Source organism: Brevundimonas sp. AVps23W (assembly GCF_058681395.1).
The window spans coordinates 2930299-2950913 of record NZ_CM178738.1 but is presented as its reverse complement, the minus strand read 5'-3'; the positions used below and the strand labels follow the sequence as shown (position 1 = coordinate 2950913).

The 20615-nt window shown below is 67.2% G+C and carries 17 protein-coding genes; 11 read left to right on the top strand and 6 right to left on the bottom strand.

All coding sequences use genetic code 11. The features are described 5' to 3' along the window. The first annotated feature begins 1 nt into the window (after window position 1). The 6 genes from ACW177_RS14280 (at window position 2) to ACW177_RS14255 (ending at window position 8616) form a co-directional block, all read left to right on the top strand. The gene (locus ACW177_RS14280) at window positions 2-442 is read left to right on the top strand and encodes an NlpC/P60 family protein (RefSeq protein ID WP_492026341.1); all 441 of its coding nucleotides are present in this window, start codon (window positions 2-4) and stop codon (window positions 440-442) included. Next, on the top strand, window positions 443-4174 hold the full coding sequence (locus ACW177_RS14275; RefSeq protein ID WP_492026340.1) for a baseplate multidomain protein megatron: 3732 nt from the start codon (window positions 443-445) through the stop codon (window positions 4172-4174). Between the two features lie 89 nt (window positions 4175-4263). Further along, window positions 4264-5181, top strand: a complete 918-nt coding sequence (locus ACW177_RS14270) for a DnaJ C-terminal domain-containing protein (protein WP_492026339.1) — start codon at window positions 4264-4266, stop codon at window positions 5179-5181. Window positions 5182-5206: 25 nt separating this feature from the next. Beyond that, the gene (locus tag ACW177_RS14265; RefSeq protein WP_492026338.1) at window positions 5207-6364 is read left to right on the top strand and encodes a phosphoserine transaminase; all 1158 of its coding nucleotides are present in this window, start codon (window positions 5207-5209) and stop codon (window positions 6362-6364) included. 73 nt (window positions 6365-6437) lie between these two features. Then, entirely contained in the window at window positions 6438-7733 is a 1296-nt protein-coding gene (locus tag ACW177_RS14260; protein WP_492026337.1) for an adenylosuccinate synthase, read from the top strand. Between the two features lie 76 nt (window positions 7734-7809). Then, window positions 7810-8616: a response regulator gene (locus ACW177_RS14255; RefSeq protein ID WP_492026336.1), complete on the top strand. Its 807-nt coding sequence runs from the start codon at window positions 7810-7812 to the stop codon at window positions 8614-8616. A 45-nt stretch (window positions 8617-8661) separates the two neighbouring features. On the opposite strand, the gene rpoH is transcribed toward ACW177_RS14255, so the two are convergent. The 3 genes from rpoH to ACW177_RS14240 all read right to left on the bottom strand — a co-directional run bounded on the left by rpoH (window position 8662) and on the right by ACW177_RS14240 (window position 11122). Continuing rightward, window positions 8662-9549: an RNA polymerase sigma factor RpoH gene (rpoH, locus tag ACW177_RS14250; protein ID WP_267514364.1), complete on the bottom strand. Its 888-nt coding sequence runs from the start codon at window positions 9547-9549 to the stop codon at window positions 8662-8664. Window positions 9550-9788: 239 nt separating this feature from the next. Next, the gene (locus ACW177_RS14245) at window positions 9789-10094 is read right to left on the bottom strand and encodes a GNAT family N-acetyltransferase (RefSeq protein ID WP_492026335.1); all 306 of its coding nucleotides are present in this window, start codon (window positions 10092-10094) and stop codon (window positions 9789-9791) included. Window positions 10095-10102: 8 nt separating this feature from the next. Beyond that, a complete protein-coding gene (locus ACW177_RS14240) occupies window positions 10103-11122 on the bottom strand; it encodes an RluA family pseudouridine synthase (RefSeq protein ID WP_492026334.1) in 1020 nt (339 codons plus the stop codon). Window positions 11123-11203: 81 nt separating this feature from the next. On the opposite strand from ACW177_RS14240, the gene ACW177_RS14235 reads away from it, so the two are divergent. Beyond that, window positions 11204-11842: a DUF2799 domain-containing protein gene (locus tag ACW177_RS14235; RefSeq protein ID WP_492026333.1), complete on the top strand. Its 639-nt coding sequence runs from the start codon at window positions 11204-11206 to the stop codon at window positions 11840-11842. A gap of 4 nt (window positions 11843-11846) precedes the next feature. On the opposite strand, the gene fba is transcribed toward ACW177_RS14235, so the two are convergent. From fba to gap, 3 genes are all read right to left on the bottom strand, one after another. Next, the gene (gene fba, locus ACW177_RS14230) at window positions 11847-12932 is read right to left on the bottom strand and encodes a class II fructose-bisphosphate aldolase (RefSeq protein WP_492026332.1); all 1086 of its coding nucleotides are present in this window, start codon (window positions 12930-12932) and stop codon (window positions 11847-11849) included. A gap of 143 nt (window positions 12933-13075) precedes the next feature. Further along, window positions 13076-14272, bottom strand: a complete 1197-nt coding sequence (locus ACW177_RS14225; RefSeq protein WP_492026331.1) for a phosphoglycerate kinase — start codon at window positions 14270-14272, stop codon at window positions 13076-13078. A gap of 339 nt (window positions 14273-14611) precedes the next feature. After that, the gene (gene gap / locus ACW177_RS14220) at window positions 14612-15619 is read right to left on the bottom strand and encodes a type I glyceraldehyde-3-phosphate dehydrogenase (protein ID WP_492026330.1); all 1008 of its coding nucleotides are present in this window, start codon (window positions 15617-15619) and stop codon (window positions 14612-14614) included. Window positions 15620-15869: 250 nt separating this feature from the next. On the opposite strand from gap, the gene ACW177_RS14215 reads away from it, so the two are divergent. From ACW177_RS14215 to ilvG, 4 genes are all read left to right on the top strand, one after another. Beyond that, the gene (locus tag ACW177_RS14215) at window positions 15870-16022 is read left to right on the top strand and encodes a hypothetical protein (protein ID WP_492026329.1); all 153 of its coding nucleotides are present in this window, start codon (window positions 15870-15872) and stop codon (window positions 16020-16022) included. A 90-nt stretch (window positions 16023-16112) separates the two neighbouring features. Continuing rightward, window positions 16113-17864, top strand: a complete 1752-nt coding sequence (gene ilvD, locus ACW177_RS14210) for a dihydroxy-acid dehydratase (protein ID WP_492026328.1) — start codon at window positions 16113-16115, stop codon at window positions 17862-17864. A gap of 6 nt (window positions 17865-17870) precedes the next feature. Then, on the top strand, window positions 17871-18884 hold the full coding sequence (ilvC, locus tag ACW177_RS14205) for a ketol-acid reductoisomerase (protein WP_492026327.1): 1014 nt from the start codon (window positions 17871-17873) through the stop codon (window positions 18882-18884). Window positions 18885-18902: 18 nt separating this feature from the next. Continuing rightward, window positions 18903-20615 (top strand): acetolactate synthase 2 catalytic subunit, encoded by a 1713-nt coding sequence (ilvG, locus tag ACW177_RS14200; RefSeq protein ID WP_492026326.1) that lies wholly within the window; start codon window positions 18903-18905, stop codon window positions 20613-20615.

Genomic DNA, 20615 nt, shown 5'->3' with positions numbered 1-20615 from the left:
CGTGATCGTCGCCGCCGCCCGGTCTTGGTTGGGCACGCCTTATCGACATCAGGCCAGCGTGAAAGGCGTGGGGGCGGACTGTCTAGGGTTGGTGCGCGGGGTGTGGCGCGAGGTGATCGGGGCGGAGCCGGAGGCGCCGCCGGCCTATTCGGCGGACTGGGCCGAGACCGGTGGGCGAGAGGCCCTGCTGGAGGCAGCGGGGCAGTGGCTGAGGCTTGTGCCGGTCGCGGATATGCGGGCGGGGGACGTGTTGGTGTTCCGTATGTCCGCAGGGGCGGCGGCGAAACACTGCGCGATCCTGAGCGCGGGCGAGGGGCCGGAGCCGAAGATGATCCACGCCTATTGGGGACGTGCGGTGGTGGAGAGCTGGATGGGCGTCTGGTGGCGTCGGCGGCTGGCGGCGGTGTTCCGGTTTCCGGAGTGTGGTTTGCAGGAGGGCTGAATGGCGCAGGTGGTGCTGAGCGCGGTGGGGCAGTCGGTTGGCGGGCCGGTCGGTCGGGCGATCGGGGCGACGATCGGACGGGCGATCGACAATCGGGTGGTCGGGTCGCTGTCGCCGGCGCGGCAAGTCGGGCCGAGGCTGGACGCCTTGAAGGTGCAGGGAACGGCGGAAGGGGCGCCGATGGCCTGTGTTTTCGGACGGGCGCGGGTGACGGGGCAGGTGATCTGGGCCGCGCGTTTTCTGGAGGGTAAGAGCAAGGGACAGGCGGGCAAGGGCGGTCCGAAGACGGTCGATTATGTCTATTCGCTGAGCTTCGCCGTGGCCCTGTGCGAGGGGGAGATCGACGGGATCGGGCGGGTCTGGGCCGACGGGCGGCTGATGGACCTGAGCGCGGCGGTGATGCGGGTGTATCGCGGCGGCGAGGCGCAGACGCCGGACCCGTTGATCGATGCGGTCGAGGGGGATGTTCCGGCGTACCGAGGCACGGCCTATGTGGTGTTCGAGGATCTGCCGCTGGGGCCGTTCGGGGATCGGGTTCCGCAGCTGAGTTTCGAGGTGTTTCGTCGACCGCGCGGCGCGGAGGCGCGGCTGGAGGACCTGCTGGAAGGCGTGTGTCTGATCCCCGGCGCGGGGGAGTTCGCCCTGGCGACGCAGGCAGTTGTGCGGCGCGAGGGACTGACGCGAACGACGGCGGAGAATGTCCATAATGGCGAGGGGCGGGCGAATTTGGTCGTGTCGCTGGACCAACTCCAGGCGCAGCTGCCGAACCTGAAACGGGTCAGTCTGGTGGTGGGTTGGTTCGGAGATGATTTGCGGGCGGGCGTCTGCCGGGTTCGGCCGGGGGTGGAGCGGCGGGACAAGCCGTCGGAGCCCATGGTCTGGTCCGTGGCGGGCGTGGAAAGGCATGAGGCCTACGAGGTCAGTTGGGCCCCCTCCGTCGGCTTTGCCGACACCTCCCCCAGCGGGGGAGAATCTGCACCAGCCTATGGCGGGACACCATCGGACGAGAGCGTCCGGCAGGCGATCCGGGAGTTGAAGGCGCGGGGGCTGGAGGTGACGCTGTACCCGTTCGTCTTCATGGACTGCCCCGGCTATCCGTGGCGGGGACGGGTGGCGGGCGTGGACGGGGCGGGGGCGACGGCGGAGATCGCGGCCCTGTTTGGCGGCGCCGAGGATTGGGGGCTGCGGCGGATGGCGCTGCACTATGCCCGGATCGCCGCCGAGGAGGGCGCCGACGGCCTGCTGATCGGGTCGGAGATGCGGGGCGTGACCTGGACGCGGGATGCGACCGGGGGCTTTCCGGCGGTCGAGCAGCTCCGGGCGCTGGCGGCGGAATGCCGTGCGGTGGTCGGGCCGGAGGTGAAGCTGTCTTACGCGGCCGACTGGAGTGAATATTTCGGACGGCAGACGGGTGGAGAGGTGGTGTTCCATCTGGACCCGTTGTGGGCCGATCCGAACATCGACCATGTGTCGATCGACTGGTATCCGCCGCTGACCGACTGGCGCGAGGGCGACGGCGGGGTTGATGCGCCAGCGTTCGCCGGGGCGGCGGACCCGGTCTATCTGGCCGCGGGCGTCGCGGGCGGCGAAGGGTTCGACTGGTTCTATGCGGACGAAACGGATCGGGCGGCGCAGGTGCGGACGCCCATCGTCGATACGGCCCACGGCGAGGACTGGCTGTTCCGGCCGAAGGATCTGAAGGGGTGGTGGTCGAACTTCCATCATGACCGGCCGGGCGGGGTGCGGAGCGCGACCCCGACGGCCTGGGTTCCTGGGATGAAGCCGGTGCGGCTGTCGGAGTTCGGCTGCGCGGCGGTGGACCGAGGCGGCAATGCGCCCAACCTGTTCCAGGATCCCAAGAGCAGCGAGAGCGGCTTGCCGCCGGGATCGACCGGGGGGCGGGACGACGCGGTGCAGCGGGCGGCGCTGGAGGCTGTGCTGGGCCATTACCGCAGGTCTGAGAACAATCCGGTGTCGGCGGTCTATGGGGGACGGATGCTGGAGGGGGCGGACGCCTGGTGCTGGGACGCACGGCCCTATCCGGCTTTTCCGGCGCTGGCGGATGTCTGGGCGGACGCGGGCGCATGGCGGGCCGGGCATTGGTTGAACGGGCGGCTCGCGGGGGATGGGCGTGACCTGATCGCGGCGGTGCTGGCGCGAGGCGGTCTGGCGGCGGACGAGATGTCGGTCGAAGGCGTCGAGGGGGCGGCGGCCGGCTATGTCATCGACCGGCCGATGCGGACGCGCGATGCGTTGGAGCCCTTGCTGGCGGCGTTCGACGCGATGGCGGCCGAGCGGGACGGGCGGGTGGCCGTGCTGGGCCGGACGGCGACCTGCGCCGATCTGAGGCGTGAGGCTCTGGCCCTGCCGGATCAGGGGGCGGCGGAGACGGCGACGCGTGCCCTGGAAGCCCGGCCGGGCGAGGCGCGGGTGCGGTTCATCGACGAGACGGCCGATTATCAGACGGGCGCCGTGACGGCGCGGGCGGTGGATGCCGGGGCTGTGGCGACCGGCGGAGGGGTAGATCTGGACCTGCCGCTGGCCTGTGGCGACGGTCTGGCGCGGGCGGCGGCGGAGCGGGCGCTGGATGCGTCGGGGGCGGAGGTGATCACTCTGGCGTTGGGACCGTTGGAGGCCTTGCGGTTGGAGCCGGGCGACGTACTGCAGCTGGAGGGGCGGGACGGCGATTGGCGGGTGACGCGGGTCATGGCCGACGAGACGCCGTCCGCCGTGCTGGAGCCGGTTGGAGGCAGGCGGACGTACGAGGACCGGGTCGGGGGGCACGGAGGCGATGCGCCGGCCGTGGTCGCGGCGCCTTTCGTGCGGGTCATGGATCTGCCGCCGCTGATGGGCGGCGAGGACGACGGGCGGCCGGTCGTGGCGGCGGCGGCAGAGCCGTGGCGGTCGATGCGGCTGCACGCGGGGGGCTCGGCTAATGCTCTGACCGCACGGGCGGACATGGAGGCGCCGGCGACGGTCGGGGTGCTGATCGAACGGCTGGAGCCGGGCCCTCGGCACCGCTGGGACGAGGTCAGCGCGATCATGGTCCGGGTCGAGGGGGCTGCGCCCGAAGGCGCGAACGAGACAGCGGTGCTGGGTGGGGGCAATACTCTGGCGGTCGAGACGGCTGGGGGATGGGAGTTGGTGCAGTATCGATCCGCGGTCCTGGTCGAGGCGGAGACCTGGCGGCTGACGGGCCTGTTGCGCGGGCAGCAGGGGACGGAGGTCGAAATGCGGGCGGGGGCGGCGGTTGGGTCGGTGGTGGTGTTCTTGGACGAACGGCTGGCGCGGGCGGAGATCGGGCGAAATGAGCGGGGACTGCCGCTGATCTGTCGTGTCGGGCCGGCGGGGGCGGCGCCGGGCGGAGCGGGGTTCAGCGAAGCCGGCTTCACCTTGCAAAGTTTGTATGCGCGGCCCTGGTCGCCGGCGGGACTGGTCGTCGAGGTCGGGGGCGAAGGGGTGACGGTGCGGTGGACGCCGCGCGTGCGGTTGTATGGCGACGGCTGGGACGGCGAGCCGACGGCGGTCGATCCGATGCGGTTCCGGGTGAGGGTGCTCGACGGCGGAGCGGTGGTGCGGACGATGGAGGTCGAGGGGACCGCGGCTCTGTATTCCGCAGTCGAAAGGGCGACTGACTTTCCGGGCGGCTTGACCCCGACGGCGCGTATCGGCGTGGCGCAATGGGGCGAGGGGTTCGGCTGGGGCGTTGAGGCGGAAATCGAGCTGGTCTGAGCAAATATGCCGGGTTCGGCCCTTTGCGGGGGCGGGGGCATGGCTTAACTGACGGCCTCTTGGTGTTTTCAGTTGGAGCGGCAACGCACGTGGCAGGCGATCCCTATAAGGAACTGGGCGTTTCGAAGGGCGCGAGCGCGGATGAGATCAAGAAGGCGTTCCGCAAACTGGCCAAGGAACTGCACCCCGACAAGAATCCCGGGGACAAGATCACCGAGGACAAGTTCAAACGGGTGACGGCCGCCTTCGACATCCTGGGCGACGCCGAGAAGCGGGCGAAATACGACGCCGGTCAGCTGGATAATGACGGCAACGAACAATATCGCGGCTTTGGCGGCGGCGGCCGTGCGGGGGGCAATCCGTTCGGGCAAGGTGGCTTCTCCGGAGGCGGTCCTGGCGGGCGCGCTAATTTTGAAGGCGTCGATCTGGACGATCTGTTCGGGATGTTCGGCGGCGGCGGGCGTCAGCGCGGTGCGCGGGACTTCACGGCGCGTGGTCAGGATGTGAAGGCGACACTGGACATCAGTCTGGAAGACGCCATCGCCGGGGCAACCAAACGTATCCAGTTCTCGGACGGGCGGACCCTGGACGTGACCATTCCAAAGGGGGCGGCGGACGGCCAGACCATTCGCTTGCGCGGACAAGGATCGCCCGGACGTGGGGCCGAGAACGGCGACGCCCTGATCGAGCTGAAGATCGAGCCGCATCCGATCTACAAGCGCGACGGCGCAGACTTGTCCATGGACCTGCCGGTGTCGGTGCCCGATGCGGTGCTGGGCGCCAAGGTGCGGGTTCCAACGCCCGAGGGCGTGGTGCAGATGACGATTCCGGCCGGCTCCAACTCGGGCAAGCTGCTGCGGCTGAAGGGGCGGGGCGCCTTCGCCCAGGGACGTCGGGGCGATCTGCTGGCGCGGCTGGTGGTGACTTTGCCGGACGAGCCGGATGCGGCTCTAGTCAAATTCGCCGAAGACTGGCGCGCCAAGCGGCCCTATACGCCGGGACGTTGAGCGGCGCTCGAGCAGGGGACAGACCATGATCGCAAAGCCTGATGTGAAGCCGGCGCGGCCGTGGTTTTCGGCCGGGCCGACGGCCAAGCGGCCTGGGTACAGCCTGGCCGGTCTGCCGCAGGATTTGCTGGGGCGCGGCATCCGAGCGCCCGAAGTGGTGGAGCGGTTCGCGCACGGTCTGAAGCTGACGCGGGCGGTGCTGGAGGTCCCTGACAGCCATGTGCTGCTCTATACGCCGGGCTCCGACACCGGGGCGGTGGAGGCGGCCCTGTGGGGCATGTTGGGCGCGCGGCCGGTGCAGGTGGTGGCGTTCGAGAATTTCGGCCTGACCTGGTTGGCGGACGTGCGGGATCATCTGGGATTGGAACCGGAAGCCCTTACGGCGCCCTGGGGCGAACTGCCGGACCTGAGCCGGGCGGACTGGTCCAAGGATGTGGTGTTTCCATGGAACGGCACGACCTCAGGGGTGCGCGTGCCGGACGCCGACTGGATCGCCGATGATCGCGAGGGGCTGGCGATCTGCGACGCCACCTCGGCCGCCTTCGCCATGAATCTGCCGTGGGACAAGCTGGATGTGGTGACCTTCAGCTTCCAGAAGGGGCTGGGCGGGGAAGCGGGCATCGGCGTGATGGCCCTGTCGCCGCGCGCGGTGGCGCGGCTGGATACGTATCGGCCGGATCGGGCCATTCCGAAGCTGCTGCGGTTGACGGACGGCAAGGGATTCGACCGGGCGCTGGGCGATGGTGTGGCGATCAACACCTTCTCGATTCTGACCATTGAGGACTGGATCGACGCCTTGGAGTGGGCGCAAGGGATCGGTGGCTTGCGCGAGCTGATCAGGCGCACCGACGCCAACTACGCCGCCTTGGCCGAATGGGTGGCGCGGACCGACTGGATCGATTTCCTGCCCGAGCGGGCAGAGATCCGTTCGACCACCTCGGTTTGTCTGAAGTTCGTCGATCCGCGGATCGCGGCCCTTGACGCCGAGGCGCAGAAGGCCTTCGTCAAACGGTTCAAGGCTCTGCTGGAAGGTGAGGCGGCGGTGTTCGACATGGAGCCCCACCGTAATGCGCCGCCGGGGCTGAGGCTGTGGTGCGGTTGTACGGTCGAGACGGCGGATGTGGTTGCGGCGACGCCGTGGCTGGAGTGGGCGTTCGAGGCGGCGGCGGTCGAAGTCGTATAATTGCGCGTGACGGGACGACATCGGATGATTCCCCCGCTATAGGCTGCGCCCGCATTCAAGCGGAGTACGGACTTTGGCGAACGTAGCGGTGGTCGGCGCCCAGTGGGGCGACGAGGGCAAGGGCAAGATCGTGGACTGGTTGTCCAACCGCGCCGATATGGTCGTGCGGTTCCAGGGCGGTCATAACGCGGGCCATACGCTGGTCGTGGACGGCAAGGTCTACAAGCTGGCCCTGCTGCCCAGCGGCGTGGTTCAGCGCAAGCCGTCGATCATCGGCAATGGCGTGGTCGTCGATCCCTGGCACTTGGTCGGCGAGATCGAGAAGATCGCTGTCCAGGGCGTGAACATCAGCCCCGACATCCTGACTATCGCCGATAACGCCTGCCTGATCCTGCCGATCCACCCCGCGCTGGACGTGGCGCGCGAGGCGGCGGCCAGCGCGCCGGGCGCCAAGATCGGCACGACCGGCCGCGGCATTGGTCCGGCCTATGAAGACAAGGTCGGACGTCGCGCGATCCGGGTCTGTGACCTGGCCAATGAAGACGACCTGAAGGTCAAGATCGACCGGTTGCGCTCGCACCACGATCCGCTGCGCGCGGGCCTGGGGCTGGAGCCGATCAATCCGGAGGCCTTGCTGGCCCAACTGCTGGAGATCGCGCCTAAGATCCTGCCCTATGTGAAGCCGGCCTGGCGGGTGCTGGATCAGGCGCAGAAGGACGGCAAGCGAGTGCTGTTTGAAGGGGCGCAGGGCGCCTTCCTGGACGTCGATCACGGCACCTATCCCTATGTCACAAGCTCCAACACCGTGGCCGGTCAGGCGGCGGCGGGGTCGGGCATCGGGCCACGCGGCGTCGGCTATGTTCTGGGCATCGTGAAGGCCTATACGACCCGCGTCGGCGAAGGCCCATTTGCCTGCGAATTGGACGATGAGGTTGGTCGGCACCTGGCGACCGTCGGCCGCGAGGTCGGGGTGAATACGGGCCGCGCGCGCCGTTGCGGCTGGTTTGACGCCGTTCTGGTGCGCCAGTCGGTGGCGATCAACGGCATCGACGGCATCGCCCTGACCAAGCTGGACGTGCTGGACGGGCTGAAGACGCTGAAGATCTGCGTCGGCTACAAGGTGGACGGCGTGGTGCTGGACTACCTACCGTCTAGCCTCAAGGCCCAGGCCGCTGCCGAGCCGGTGTTCGAAGAGCTGGAAGGCTGGAGCGAAAGCACCGCCGGGGTCCGCAGCTTCAAGGACATCAACGCCAACGCCATCAAATATGTGCGTCGGATCGAGGAGCTGATCGGCGCGCCGGTGGCCCTGTTGTCGACCAGCCCCGAACGGGACGACACGATCTTGATGCGGGATCCATTCCAGGGTTGAGGCGAAAGGACGGCCCGATTCAACGGGCCTTAACCAGCAGCGGGTAGGGTTCTGGTCGAAACCGGAGCAGAAGCCCTTGTTCACCGCCGACGCCAGAACCCTGAGCCGCATCGAGCCCGCCGTGCGACGGGTCGTGATCGTCGAGCCGAACGTCGGCGCATCGCGACTACTGTCTGACATCATGAAAGGCCTGGGCGCGAGAGAAGTCTATGTCGCGATCACCGAGGAAGCCGCGATAGAGCTGCTGCGCGATGTAGAACCGGGGATTATCTTTACCGAACGTACAGGCGAAACGCTGAACGGCGAGACCCTTGCGCGACGGATCCGGCGGTCGAACATGGCGTGCCGCACGGCGCCGATCATTATGATCACCAATGAGGCCACCGCCGCCGCCATCAAGGGCGCGCGCGACGCCGGCGTGCACGAGTTCCTGCGCAAGCCCTATACGATCGGAGATCTGTTCAAACGGGTCGAGAACGTCGCCTTGAAGTCGCGTCCGTGGGTCGAAGCTGTCGGCTATGTCGGCCCGGACCGGCGCCGCTTCAACTCGGGCGAATATTCCGGGGCGCGCAAGCGCCGGGCAGACGGCGCAGTCGATAGCAAGATCGACGTCAAGGACCAGGCGATCCGCATCCTGGCGGCGGCTATAGCCCAGTTCGATCAGGACCCGGTTCAAGCCGCCCGCGCGATTCACCAGCAGGCGCAGACTTTGAAGGGGCTTGCAGCCAAGGCTGGCGACGCCAAATTGGCCATCGCTGCCGGCGGCGTGGAAGCCTTCCTGGCGTCAGGCTCCGTGACCAAGGCCGCGCTGTCCCTTCCAATCAACGAACTGTTGGTGACCGCAAGGTCGGCGCCTGCCGTTGAGATGGCCCGGGCGTCCTGAGGCGCCGTCACCTGAGGGAAGGCCTCAGATAACGGCGTCTCCGGATCAGGCGTCGACCAGATTCCGCTCTTCGGCGGCGGCCCGCATGGCCTTTTGCAGCTTCTCGAAGGCGCGGACCTCGATCTGGCGGACGCGTTCGCGCGAGACGCCGTATTCGCCGGCGAGCTCTTCCAAAGTGACAGGATCATCCTTCAGGCGACGTTCGGTCAGGATGTGTTTTTCCCGATCCGTCAGTTCCTCCATGGCCTCTTGCAGCAGGCTCATCCGGATGCCCTTTTCCTCGTCTTCGGCGAGTTGGGTTTCCTGGGACACGGCGGTATCGTCGGCCAGCCAGTCCTGCCATTCGCTTTCGCCGTCGGCGCGCAGGGGCGCGTTCAGCGAGGCGTCGCCGCCAAGGCGGCGGTTCATGTTGGTGACCTCTTCTTCGCTGACGCCCAGCTTGGTGGCGATGGCGGCGAGGTGTTCGGGGTGCAGATCGCCTTCCTCGAAGGCCGAGATCTGGCTCTTGGCCTTGCGCAGGTTGAAGAACAGTTTCTTCTGCGCGGCGGTGGTGCCCATCTTCACGAGCGACCAGCTGCGCAGGATGTATTCCTGGATCGAGGCCCGGATCCACCACATGGCGTAGGTCGCCAGGCGGAAGCCTTTGTCGGGGTCGAATTTCTTGACGGCCTGCATGAGGCCGACATTGCCCTCGGAAATCACTTCGCCGATCGGCAGGCCGTAGCCGCGATACCCCATGGCGATCTTCGCCACGAGACGAAGGTGCGAGGTGACGAGACGGTGGGCGGCCTCGGGGTCCTGGTGCTCAGACCAACGCTTGGCGAGCATGAACTCCTCGTCCTTGGTCAGCATCGGAAACTTGCGGATTTCCGTCAGATAACGCGACAGGCCTTGTTCAGGCGACATCACCGCGAGCGTACTATTGGCAGCCATATACAGGTCCCTCCGACCGTCTAAACGAGCGGGCTCTTCGTCATCGGCCACAATGTGTGCACCGACGTCTCACCCCTCAACCGGTGAAGTAGCGATGGGTTGCCGCCATTTTTAGAGGCGGGCGGTCACACGAAAGCGTGACCGTGGCCCCGGCGCCACGTTCGCAAGCAGATGTCTATATAGAACTAGGTCAGTTGCTATTCAAGACGGGCTATCCGCGAGCGATGGTGCTCGCCTCCCTAGACGCCCAGCAGATCGCGATAGGTCGGGTGCACCGCGTCGGCGAACTCGGGGTGCTTCTTCAGATAGACGGAGAAGAAGGGGCAGACGGGCAGGATAAGAAGGTTGCGGGCTCTGGCGTCGGCCAGCACATGCTTCGCCAATCGGCTGGCGATGCCTTGCCCCTCAAGCCGCTCCGGCACCAAAGTCTCGGTGATCATCAGGTTCGGCGGGGACAGGTTGTAGGTGACGACCGCCACCTCGCCGTCCACGGGCAGTTCGTAACGTTTGAGCTCGGCGTTGTCGTGGATGTCGGGGTCGAGCATGGCGGGCCTCAAAGGTCGGAGAGCAAGGCTTCGAGCCGGACCATATCAGGAGGCGGCGCGGTCTCGAAGCGGAGGGTCTTGCCGGTGACCGGATGGACGAAGCCGAGGACGGCGGCGTGCAGGGCCTGGCGGGTCAAACCAGCCTCAGCGATCGCCGCCCGCACTGGGGCGCCAGGGCTGCCGGAGCCGTAGGTTGCATCGCCGAGGATGGGCGAACCCTTGGACGACAGATGAACGCGGATCTGGTGGGTCCGGCCGGTGTGCAGCGTGCAGGCGACGCGGGCGGCCATTGGCGCGCCCCTTGATTTGGCGGGTTCGCCGAAGGTCGCCTGGACGACATAGTCGGTGATCGCCTCACGGCCGCCGGCCTTCAGCACCGCCATTTTCTTGCGGTCGCCGGTGGAGCGTCCGATGCGGGTTGCGATACGGCCACTGGACGGAGACGGCGCGCCCCGCGTCAGGGCGATGTAGGTGCGTTCGATGTCGTGGGTCGCGAACAGGGCGGACAGGCCCTGATGGGCTCGGTCGGTCTTGGCGGCGACCATGACGCCGGAGGTGTCCTTGTCCAGGCGGTGGACAATGCCGGGACGGGCCACGCCGCCGATGCCAGACAGGCTGTCCCCGCAATGGGCGAGCAGGGCGTTGACCAGGGTGCCGGTCTCGCAGCCCGGGGCCGGGTGGGCCGCCATGCCGGCGGGCTTGTCGATGACGATTAGATCGGCATCTTCATACAGGACCGTCAGGGGGATGGCTTCGGCCTGAGGCGTGGCCGGGGCGACGGGCGGCAGGGCGACGACATAGAGGCCGGGCTGGGCCTTGGCGGAGCCGGTGCTTAGAACCACGCCGTCGCGACGGACAGCGCCCTGCGCCACCAGGGCCTGGAGCCGGGCGCGGGATAGGGTCGGGAACGCCTCGGCCAAGGCCTTGTCCAGGCGAACGCCAGGCGCGTCGATGCGGGCCTCCAATACTTCGGCGGCGGCGAGGGGCGGGGGCAGGTCGTCTTCGTCGATCAGATCTGGGTCGGACACCGTTGCTCCCTAGCACAGCACACGGCTTGCGCGAGGAGCTGTCATGGTTCGATAGTGAAGCTTGGGGCGTAGGGGATTGCGATGAAGCGTTTTCTGATCACGGGCGGCTGGATCGCGGCAGCGGCGCTGCTGGGCAGTTGCACGACCATGAGCAAGGACGAATGTCTGGCGGGCGCCTGGGGCGAGAAGGGCTATGCCGACGGCGCGGCAGGCTATCCAGTGACCCGGCTGGACGACCACGCCAAGGCTTGTGAAAAATACCAGGTGGCGCCCAATCCGGCGGCCTATGGATCGGCGCGCGAAGACGGGCTGAGGACCTATTGCACCTTCCAGCGGGGTTGGACCGAGGGGCGGGCGGGCAACACCTATTACGGCGTCTGCCGACCCGAGGAGGAGGCGGAGTTCCTGCCCGCCTATAACGACGGGCGCAGGCTGCACGAGGTCGAGGCGGCGGTCGATGCCGCCGAAAGCGCGCTGAGCAGCGCCGAGTCTCGCATCGAGGATCGCGAGGACAAGCTGGACGCCAAACAGCGCGAACTGCGCCAGGACGGCCTGACGGACGAACAGAAGCAGCGAATCCGCGACCGGATCGACGAGGTGCGCGGGGAAATCCGCGACGCGCGCCGCAACGCCCGAGAGGCGCGCGACGCGCTGGATCGCGCCGAATGGGACCTGCGCCGGGTGCGAGGCGAACTGAGCGGTCGCTACCCGGTGTTCTGATTGATCAGGCGGCCTTGACGGCGGCGGCGCGGAAGGACGGGTCCAGGTCGCCCGAGGCGTAGCGGTGAGCCATCTGGGCGGTGGACAGCGGGCGGATGCGTGACGCCTGACCCTCGCAGCCGAACTGCTGATACCGTTCCATGCACAGCTTCTTCATCGCCGCCTTGGCGGGCTTCAGATAGGCGCGCGGATCGAACTCGCGCGGGTTCTCCATCAGGGCCTTACGGATGGCGCCCGTGATGGCCATGCGGTTGTCGGTGTCGATATTGACCTTGCGCACGCCGTGGCGGATGCCGCGCTGGATCTCTTCGACCGGCACGCCCCAGGTCTGGGGCATTTCGCCGCCGTACTGGTTGATGATGTCCTGCAGATCCTGCGGCACGGAAGAACTGCCGTGCATCACCAGGTGGGTGTTGGGCAGGCGGCGGTGGATGTCCTCGATCACATTCATGGCCAGGATGTCGCCGTCCGGCTTCTTGCTGAACTTATAGGCGCCGTGGCTGGTGCCCATGGCGATGGCAAGAGCATCGACCTTGGTCGCGGCGACGAAGTCGACGGCCTGGTCCGGGTCGGTCAGCAGTTGCGAATGATCGAGCTTGCCCTCGAAGCCGTGGCCGTCTTCCGCCTCGCCCATGCCGGTTTCCAGCGAGCCCAGTACGCCCAGTTCGCCCTCGACCGAGACGCCGCAGGCGTGGGCCATTTCGGTGACGCGGCGGGTGACCTCGACGTTGTACTCGTAGGAGGCGGGGGTCTTGGCGTCCTCTTCCAGCGATCCGTCCATCATCACCGAGGTGAAGCCGTACTGGATGGCGGTGGCGCAGGTGGCCGGGCCGTTGCCGTGGTCCTGGTGCATACAGACCGGGATGTCCGGATAGAGTTCGGCCAGGGCGTCGATCAGCTTGGCCAGAACCACGTCGTTGGCGTAGTTCCGGGCGCCGCGGGAGGCCTGGATGATGACCGGGGCGTTGACCTCGTGGGCCGCCTCCATGATCGCCAGACCCTGCTCCATATTGTTGATGTTGTAGGCGGGTAGGGCGTAGTCGTTCTCTGCCGCGTGGTCGAGCAGCTGTCGCAGCGTGATGCGCGCCATGATGAAATCTCCTGAGCCGAAAGTCTTTTATGATTGGGCCGGAGACTAGCGTTGCGACGCAACAAAGTCACGCCGTGTTACAACCAATCCCCTGCGTAACACGACAGAAGCGCGGTCCCCGATGGTCCGCGCCCCGTCGGCGATCAGGCCTGCAAGGCCTCGACGCCCGGCAAGGGTTTGCCCTCCATCCATTCCAGGAAGGCGCCGCCGGCGGTGGAGACGAAGGTCATGTCGTCCGATACGCCCGCGTGGTTCAGGGCCGAGACGGTGTCGCCGCCGCCGCCCACGGCGACCAGAACACCGGCCTTGGCCAGGGCGGCCGCATGGCGGGCGACGGCCACGGTCGCGGCGTCGAAGGGCGGAACCTCGAACACGCCCAGGGGGCCGTTCCAGATCAGAGTCTTGGACGCGGTCAAGGCCTCCAGCAGGCGCGCAACCGTGGCCGGACCGGCGTCCAGGATCTTGTCATCGGGCGACAGGGCGGCGCCGGCGACGACGGGGCGTGACGCGGCGCCGGGCTTGACCTCGGTCGCAACCACGAAATCCACCGGCAGCAGGAGCTGACACCCGCGCGCCTCGGCCTCGGCCATGATCTCGCGCGCCGTATCGGCCATGTCTCGTTCGGCCAGGGATCCGCCGATGTCGATGCCCTGGGCGAACAGGAAGGTGTTGGCCATGCCGCCGCCGATGGCCAGCCGGTCCAGCTTGCCGACCAGGTTCTTCAGCAAGTCCAGCTTGGTGGACACCTTGGCGCCGCCGACGATGCCGATGACGGGCTTTTGCGAATTGCCGAGGGCGGCGTCCAGGGCGTCCAGCTCGCGGCGCATGGATTCGCCTGCGTAGGCGGGGATGTGGTGCGCGATCCCTTCGGTCGAGGCATGGGCCCGGTGGGCGGCCGAGAAGGCGTCGTTGACATAGAGGTCGCCCAGGTCGGCCAGCTTCTGGGCGAAGACCGGATCATTGGCCTCTTCCGCCGCATGGAAGCGCACGTTTTCCAGCAGGACCACGCCGCCGGCGTCCAGGTCGCGGATGGCGTCAACGGCGTCCGGGCCGATGCAGTCGTCGGCGAAGCGGACCGGCGCGCCCAGCAGTTCCTCCAGCGGCTGGACCACCGGCTTCAGGCTCATCGACGGGACGCGCTGGCCCTTGGGCCGGTCGAAGTGGGCCAGCAGCGCCACCTTGGCGCCCGCGTCGCGCAGGCGCTGGATCGTCGGCAGGGCGACGCGCAGCCGGGTGTCGTCCGTGACCTTGCCGTCCTCCATCGGGACGTTGAAGTCCACGCGGACCAGGGCCGTCTTGCCGGCGAGGTCCTTGGCGTCGTCGAGGGTGCGGAAGGTCATAAGAGCTCGTTTAGCTAGGGACGAATAAGACCTCGACCCCAGTATTGGAGCTGATGGTCGCCAGGAGAATGAACGCGCAGGTGACTAGAAGCGGAATTCCGAAATAGACCCATTGCATCCGTGGAGAGTGTCTAAAGCTGACAGCGATGAGTGCGACGAGCCAAACTATAGAAATGCCATAGGCAGCAATCAGAATTGGACCGTAAATCTCATCGAGGAAGGCGTCGGGCATTTGGGTTGCAGCCCAGGGGAGGCTAAGCAGCGCGGGTCCTGCGTATCCACTTGATATCCATAGGGCAATAGTGGCGGCCCAAAGCCATTTGGGCCGCCTTTTCTCCATCAGAGGAACTTCGCCATCACCAGGGCCGTGTCGGCCATGCGGGTCGCGAAGCCCCATTCGTTGTCGTACCAGCTGAGCACACGCGCCAGCTTGCCGTCGACGACCTGGGTCTGGGGGAGGGCGGCGGTGGAGGAAGCGGCGATGTGGTTCAGGTCGCTGGAAACCAGCGGATCGGTCGTCGTGAACAGGACGCCCTTCATCGGGCCGTCGGCGGCGGCCTGAAGCGCCGCGTTGATCTCGTCAGCCGAGGTGTCGCGACCGGAGACGACCTTCAGATCGACGACCGAGACGTTCGGGGTCGGAACGCGGATCGACGAGCCGTCCAGCTTGCCCTTCAGTTCCGGCAGAACCAGGCCCAGGGCCTTGGCGGCGCCGGTCGAGGTCGGGATCATCGACAGGGCGGCGGCGCGGGCGCGGTACAGATCCTTGTGCATCGTATCCAGCGTCGGCTGGTCGCCGGTGTAGGAGTGGATGGTGGTCATATAGCCGCGCTCGATGCCGAACAGGTCGTTCAGCACCTTGGCCACCGGCGCTAGGGCGTTGGTGGTGCACGAGCCGTTGGACACCACGATGTCGTCGGCGGTCAGGGTCTCGTGGTTGACCTTATAGACAATGGTCTTGTCCGCGCCCTCGGCGGGAGCCGAGACCAGGACGCGCTTGGCGCCGGCCTTCAGGTGGGCGCTGGCCTTGTCCTTGGCGGTGAAGATGCCGGTGCATTCGAAGGCGATGTCCACCTTCAGCTCGGCGTGCGGCAGGTTGGCCGGATCGCGCTCGGCCGTGACCTTGATCTTGCCCGTACCGACGTCGATCCAGTCTTCGCCCGAGGTCACCGTGCCGGGGAAGCGGCCGTGCACCGAGTCGTAGCGGAACAGGTGGGCGTTGGTCTCCACCGGGCCCAGATCGTTGATCGCCACCACTTCGATGTCCGTGCGGCCGTGCTCGATGATCGAGCGAAGGACGAGACGGCCAATGCGGCCGAAACCATTGATGGCGACGCGAACGGTCATGGGGAGGCTCCTCTGAACGATTATGTTGTTGGGCGTCTCAATGGAACTGTCGCGCCCCGGTTTCAACCCCGCCGCCGCGCCTAAGCCCTAACATGGCGTGAGCAAGCGTTACGTTTGGACGGTGCAACATCGTTTCCGGCAAGAAACACCCCTGCCGGGGTGCTTTTCGGTCTGTTGAGCAAAATTTTTGCGACAGGGGTTGTGCGGCGCCCGCCGGTATGGTTTCTTGGCGTCAGAACAGGGAGCCCCCGTGGCCACGATGACGCGCGACATGATGAAGGGACGTACCGCGAAGGCGGTGGCGGCCGTTCGCGCGCCGGGCGGCCTGGAAAGCCCTGTATTCCTCATTCTCCTCGTACTCCTCGGCCTGCTTACGCAAGCGGCGTGGATGCACGCGACCTGACCTAGACACACTCAGGATCGCCTCGCACCACCCCGCTCCCGAAAGGAAGCGGGGTTTTTAGTGCTTGGCGGTTCGAAAAGAACCGGACCGATGACGCAAGATTCTACCTCACAGCCCAGACAGCCCAATGCGCGCAGCGCGGCGGTGACGGCTGGCCCGAACCGGGCCGCAGCCCGTTCGTATCTGCGCGCCGCCGGCATGCAGGACGCCGATTTCGACAAGCCGATGATCGGCATCGTCAACACATGGTCGACGGTCACACCGTGCAACATGCACCTGGACCGCCTGGCCAAGGATGTGCGCGCCGGCATCATCGCGGCGGGCGGCTATCCGGTCGATTTCAACACCATCGTCGTCACCGACGGCATCTCGATGGGCACGGCGGGCATGAAGGCCTCGCTGATCAGCCGCGAGGTCGTCGCCGACTCCATCGAACTGGCGATCGAGGGCCACCAGCTGGACGGCGTGGTCTGCATCGTCGGCTGCGACAAGACGATCCCGGCGGCGGCTATGGCTTTGGCCCGGATGGATATCCCCGGCCTGGTCTATTACGGCGGCACCATCATGCCCGGTGTTATCGGGGTGAAGGAGGTCTCGGTCCAGGAGGTGTTCGAGGCCATCGGCGCCCATTCGGCCGGGACGTTGGACGACGCAGGTCTGAAGGCGGTCGAACAGGCCGTCTGCCCCGGCGCCGGCGCCTGCGGCGGTCAGTTCACAGCCAACACCATGGCCATGGCCCTGTCGGTCATGGGCATCTCGCCCATGGGCGCCAATGACGTGCCGGCGGTGGACCCCGGCAAGGCGGCCGAGGGCGAGCGCTGCGGCCGACTGATTGTCGAACGGGTCTTCGCCGGCGACACGGCCCGCAAATACATCACCCGCGCCAGCCTGAAGAACGCCGCTGTCGCGGTGTCCGCCTCCGGCGGCTCGACCAATGCCGTCATGCACCTGACGGCCATCGCGGCTGAGGCCGGCGTCGATTTCGGCGTTGAGGATTGCCACCAGGCCTGTGTCGAGGCGCCGGTCATCTGCGACCTGAAGCCGGGCGGCCGATTCCTGGCCTCGCACCTGTTCGCCGTCGGCGGCACCCGCCTGGTCGCGCAGCGGATGGCCGAAGCCGGCAAGATCGTGAACACCCCAACCGTCAGCGGTCGCAGCCTGTTCGCCGAAGCGGCCGAGGCCGAGGAGACCCCCGGTCAGGTGGTCGTGACCACCTTCGACGCCCCGGTCATGGACCGTGGCAGCTTCGCCGTCATCTATGGCGACGTCGCCCCTGAGGGCGCGGTCATCAAGCTGACCGGTCACAAGGTCGACAAGTTCGAAGGACCGGCCTGCGTCTTCGACAGCGAGGAAGACGCCTTCCACGCCGTTCAGGACGGTTCGGTCGGCGAGGGCGACGTCATCATCATTCGCTACGAAGGGCCCAAGGGCGGCCCCGGCATGCGCGAGATGCTGCAGGTCACCGCCGCCCTGAAGGGCCGCAAGATCGACAATGTCGCCCTGCTGACCGACGGTCGTTTCTCGGGCGCCAGCTACGGCTTCGTCGCCGGCCACGTCTCGCCGGAGGCCGCCGTGGGCGGCCCGATCGCTCTCATTCGCGATGGTGACCGCATCACCATCGACGTCACCAACCGCCGCATCGACGTCAATGTCGATCTGGCGACGCGCCGGGCGGGCTTTACGCCCCACGTAGTCCGCCCGGCGCGAGGTGTCTTCGCCAAATACCGCGCCTCGGTCGCCTCGGCGGCCCAGGGCGCGGTCACCATTCCCAACCCGCCGCCGGCCCAGATTCCCGATTTTGGCCAGGCGTCTCACAAATCCACTGCTGCTCAGGACGCCTGAATTCTCATGGCCATCACCATCTACACCAACGAAGACATCAAGCCGGGCGCCATCGCCGGTCAGCGCATCGCCATCATCGGCTATGGCTCGCAAGGCCGCGCCCATGCGCAGAACCTGAAGGACAGCGGCCATGACGTGGTCGCCGGCGTCCGTCACGGCGGCACGGGCTGGAAACACGCCACCGAGGACGGCGTCCCGACCGCCGAACCGGCCGAGGCCGTCAAGGGCGCCGACATCATCGCTATCCTGACCCCGGACATGGTCCAGGGCGACGTCTATCGCGACATCATCGAGCCGAACGCCAAGGAAGGCTCGGCCCTGCTGTTCGCCCACGGCTTCTCGATCATCTACGAGCGCATCACCCCGCGTCCCGACATGGACGTGATCCTGGTCGCGCCCAAGGGACCGGGCGATCTGGTCCGTCGCGAGTTCCAGCGCGGCCGCGGCGTGCCGTCGCTGTTCGCCATCGAGAAGGACGTCACCGGCAAGGCCCGCGACCGGGCCATGGGCTATGCCAAGGGCAACGGCGGCGCGACCGGCGGTCTGCTGGAAACCACCTTCCGCGAAGAGACCGAGACCGATCTGTTCGGCGAACAGGCCGTCCTGTGCGGCGGCGCCAAGGAACTGGTCATGCAGGGCTTCAACACCCTGGTCGAGGCCGGCTACCAGCCCGAGATCGCCTATTTCGAATGCCTGCACGAGCTGAAGCTGATCGTGGACCTGTTCTACGAAGGCGGCATCTCGAAGATGCACCACTTCATCTCTGAGACGGCCAAGTACGGCGCCGTCGCCAGCGGCCCGCGCGTCGTCAACGAAGAGACCAAGGCCCGGATGAAGACCATCCTGGAAGAGATCCAGGACGGAACCTTCGCGCGCAACTGGATCGCCGAGAACGAGGCCGGCAAGCCCCAGTACGAAGCCTGGCTGAAGGCGGACCGCGAAAGCCAGATCGAACAGGTCGGCGCCCGTCTGCGCGAGCGGATGGCCTGGCTGAACACGCCCAAGTCCGAAGCGGCCTGAGCCCAAGCGAAAGACCGGATGACCCTGATGACCGCCGCCGCCTTCAAATCCTCAGCCGAGGCCGCCCCTCAATCGGGGGCGCGCCTGCTGGTCTCCACCCTGGAGCGGCTGGGCGTGGAGGTGGTGTTCGGTTATCCGGGCGGCGCCATCATGCCGGTCTATGACGCCCTGGCAGGGTCCAAGCTGAAGCATATCCTGGTCCGCCACGAGCAGGGCGCGGCCTTCGCCGCCGACGCCTATGCGCGCAAGAGCGGCAAGGTCGGGGTGTGCATGGCCACCTCCGGCCCCGGCGCCACCAATCTGATCACCGGCATCGCCAATGCGATGATGGATTCGGTGCCGATGGTCTGCATCACCGGCAATGTCGCCCAGGGCCTGATGGGCACCGACGCCTTCCAGGAGATCGACATCCTGGGCGTCACCCTGCCGATCGTGAAACACTCGATCCTGGTCCGCGACGCGTCCGAGGTTCCGGCCGCGATCGAGGAGGCCTTCCATATCGCCGCCTCGGGCCGCCCCGGTCCGGTCCTGGTCGATCTGCCCAAGGACGTGCAGTTCGCCACGACCAGCGACGACTACGGCTTCCATATTCCCAATGAGACGCCGCGCATCGACCACGACGCCATCGCCGCCGCCGAGGCCGCGATCCGGGCCGCCAAGAAGCCGCTGGTCTATATCGGCGGCGGGGTGAAGATCGGCCGTGCGACCGAGGCCCTGCGCGCCTTCGTCGCCGCGACCGGCATCCCCCAGGTCTCGACCCTGAACGCTCTGGGCACCATCCCGACGGATGCGCCGGGCATGTTGGGCATGTTGGGTATGCACGGCGCCCGCGCCGCCAATCATGCGGTGCAGGACAGCGACCTGCTGATCGTCGTCGGCGCCCGGTTCGACGACCGCGCCACGGGCAAGCTGGCCGAGTTCGCACCCAATGCCCGCATCGTCCATTTCGACATCGACGCCTCGGAAGTCGGCAAGCTGCGGGCGGCCAATGTCGCCGTCGTCGGCGAGCTGAGGGACGGGATCGAGACCCTGACGGCGCGGATGGCCGGCGGCCCGGCCCTGGATATCCAGTCCTGGTCCGAGGACTGCGCCCAGGCCGCCGCCGTCGGCGCCTATCGCTATGACGCGCCGGGCGAGGGGGTCTATGCCCCCGCCCTGCTGAAGGAAGTGTCGGAAGCGGCCGGCGATGACTTCGTCGCCGCCTGCGACGTGGGTCAGCACCAGATGTGGGCGGCCATGCACTGCCGCTTCTCGCGGCCCGAAGCCCACATCACCTCGGGCGGCCTGGGCGCCATGGGCTTCGGCCTGCCCGCCGGCATCGGCGCCAAGCTGGCCGATCCGTCGGCGACGGTCGTCACCATCGCCGGCGACGGCGGCTTCATGATGAACATCCAGGAGCTGGCGACGCTGAAGCGTTACGGCATCCCGCTGAAGATCGTGCTGATCGACAACTCCTCGCTGGGCCTGGTGCGCCAGTGGCAGGAGCTGTTCTTCGCCGAGAACTATTCCGAGATCGATCTGTCCGACAATCCGGACTTCGTGAAGGTGGCCGAGGCCTTTGGCATCGAGGCCTTCCGTATCGATCGCCGCGATCAGGTGTCGGACGGCATCCAGCGCCTGCTGGCCGCCGACTGCCCCTGCCTGGCCCATGTGGTCATCGATCCCCGAGACAATGTCTGGCCGCTGGTTCCGCCGGGCAAGAGCAACGCCGAAATGATGGAGGGCTCCTGA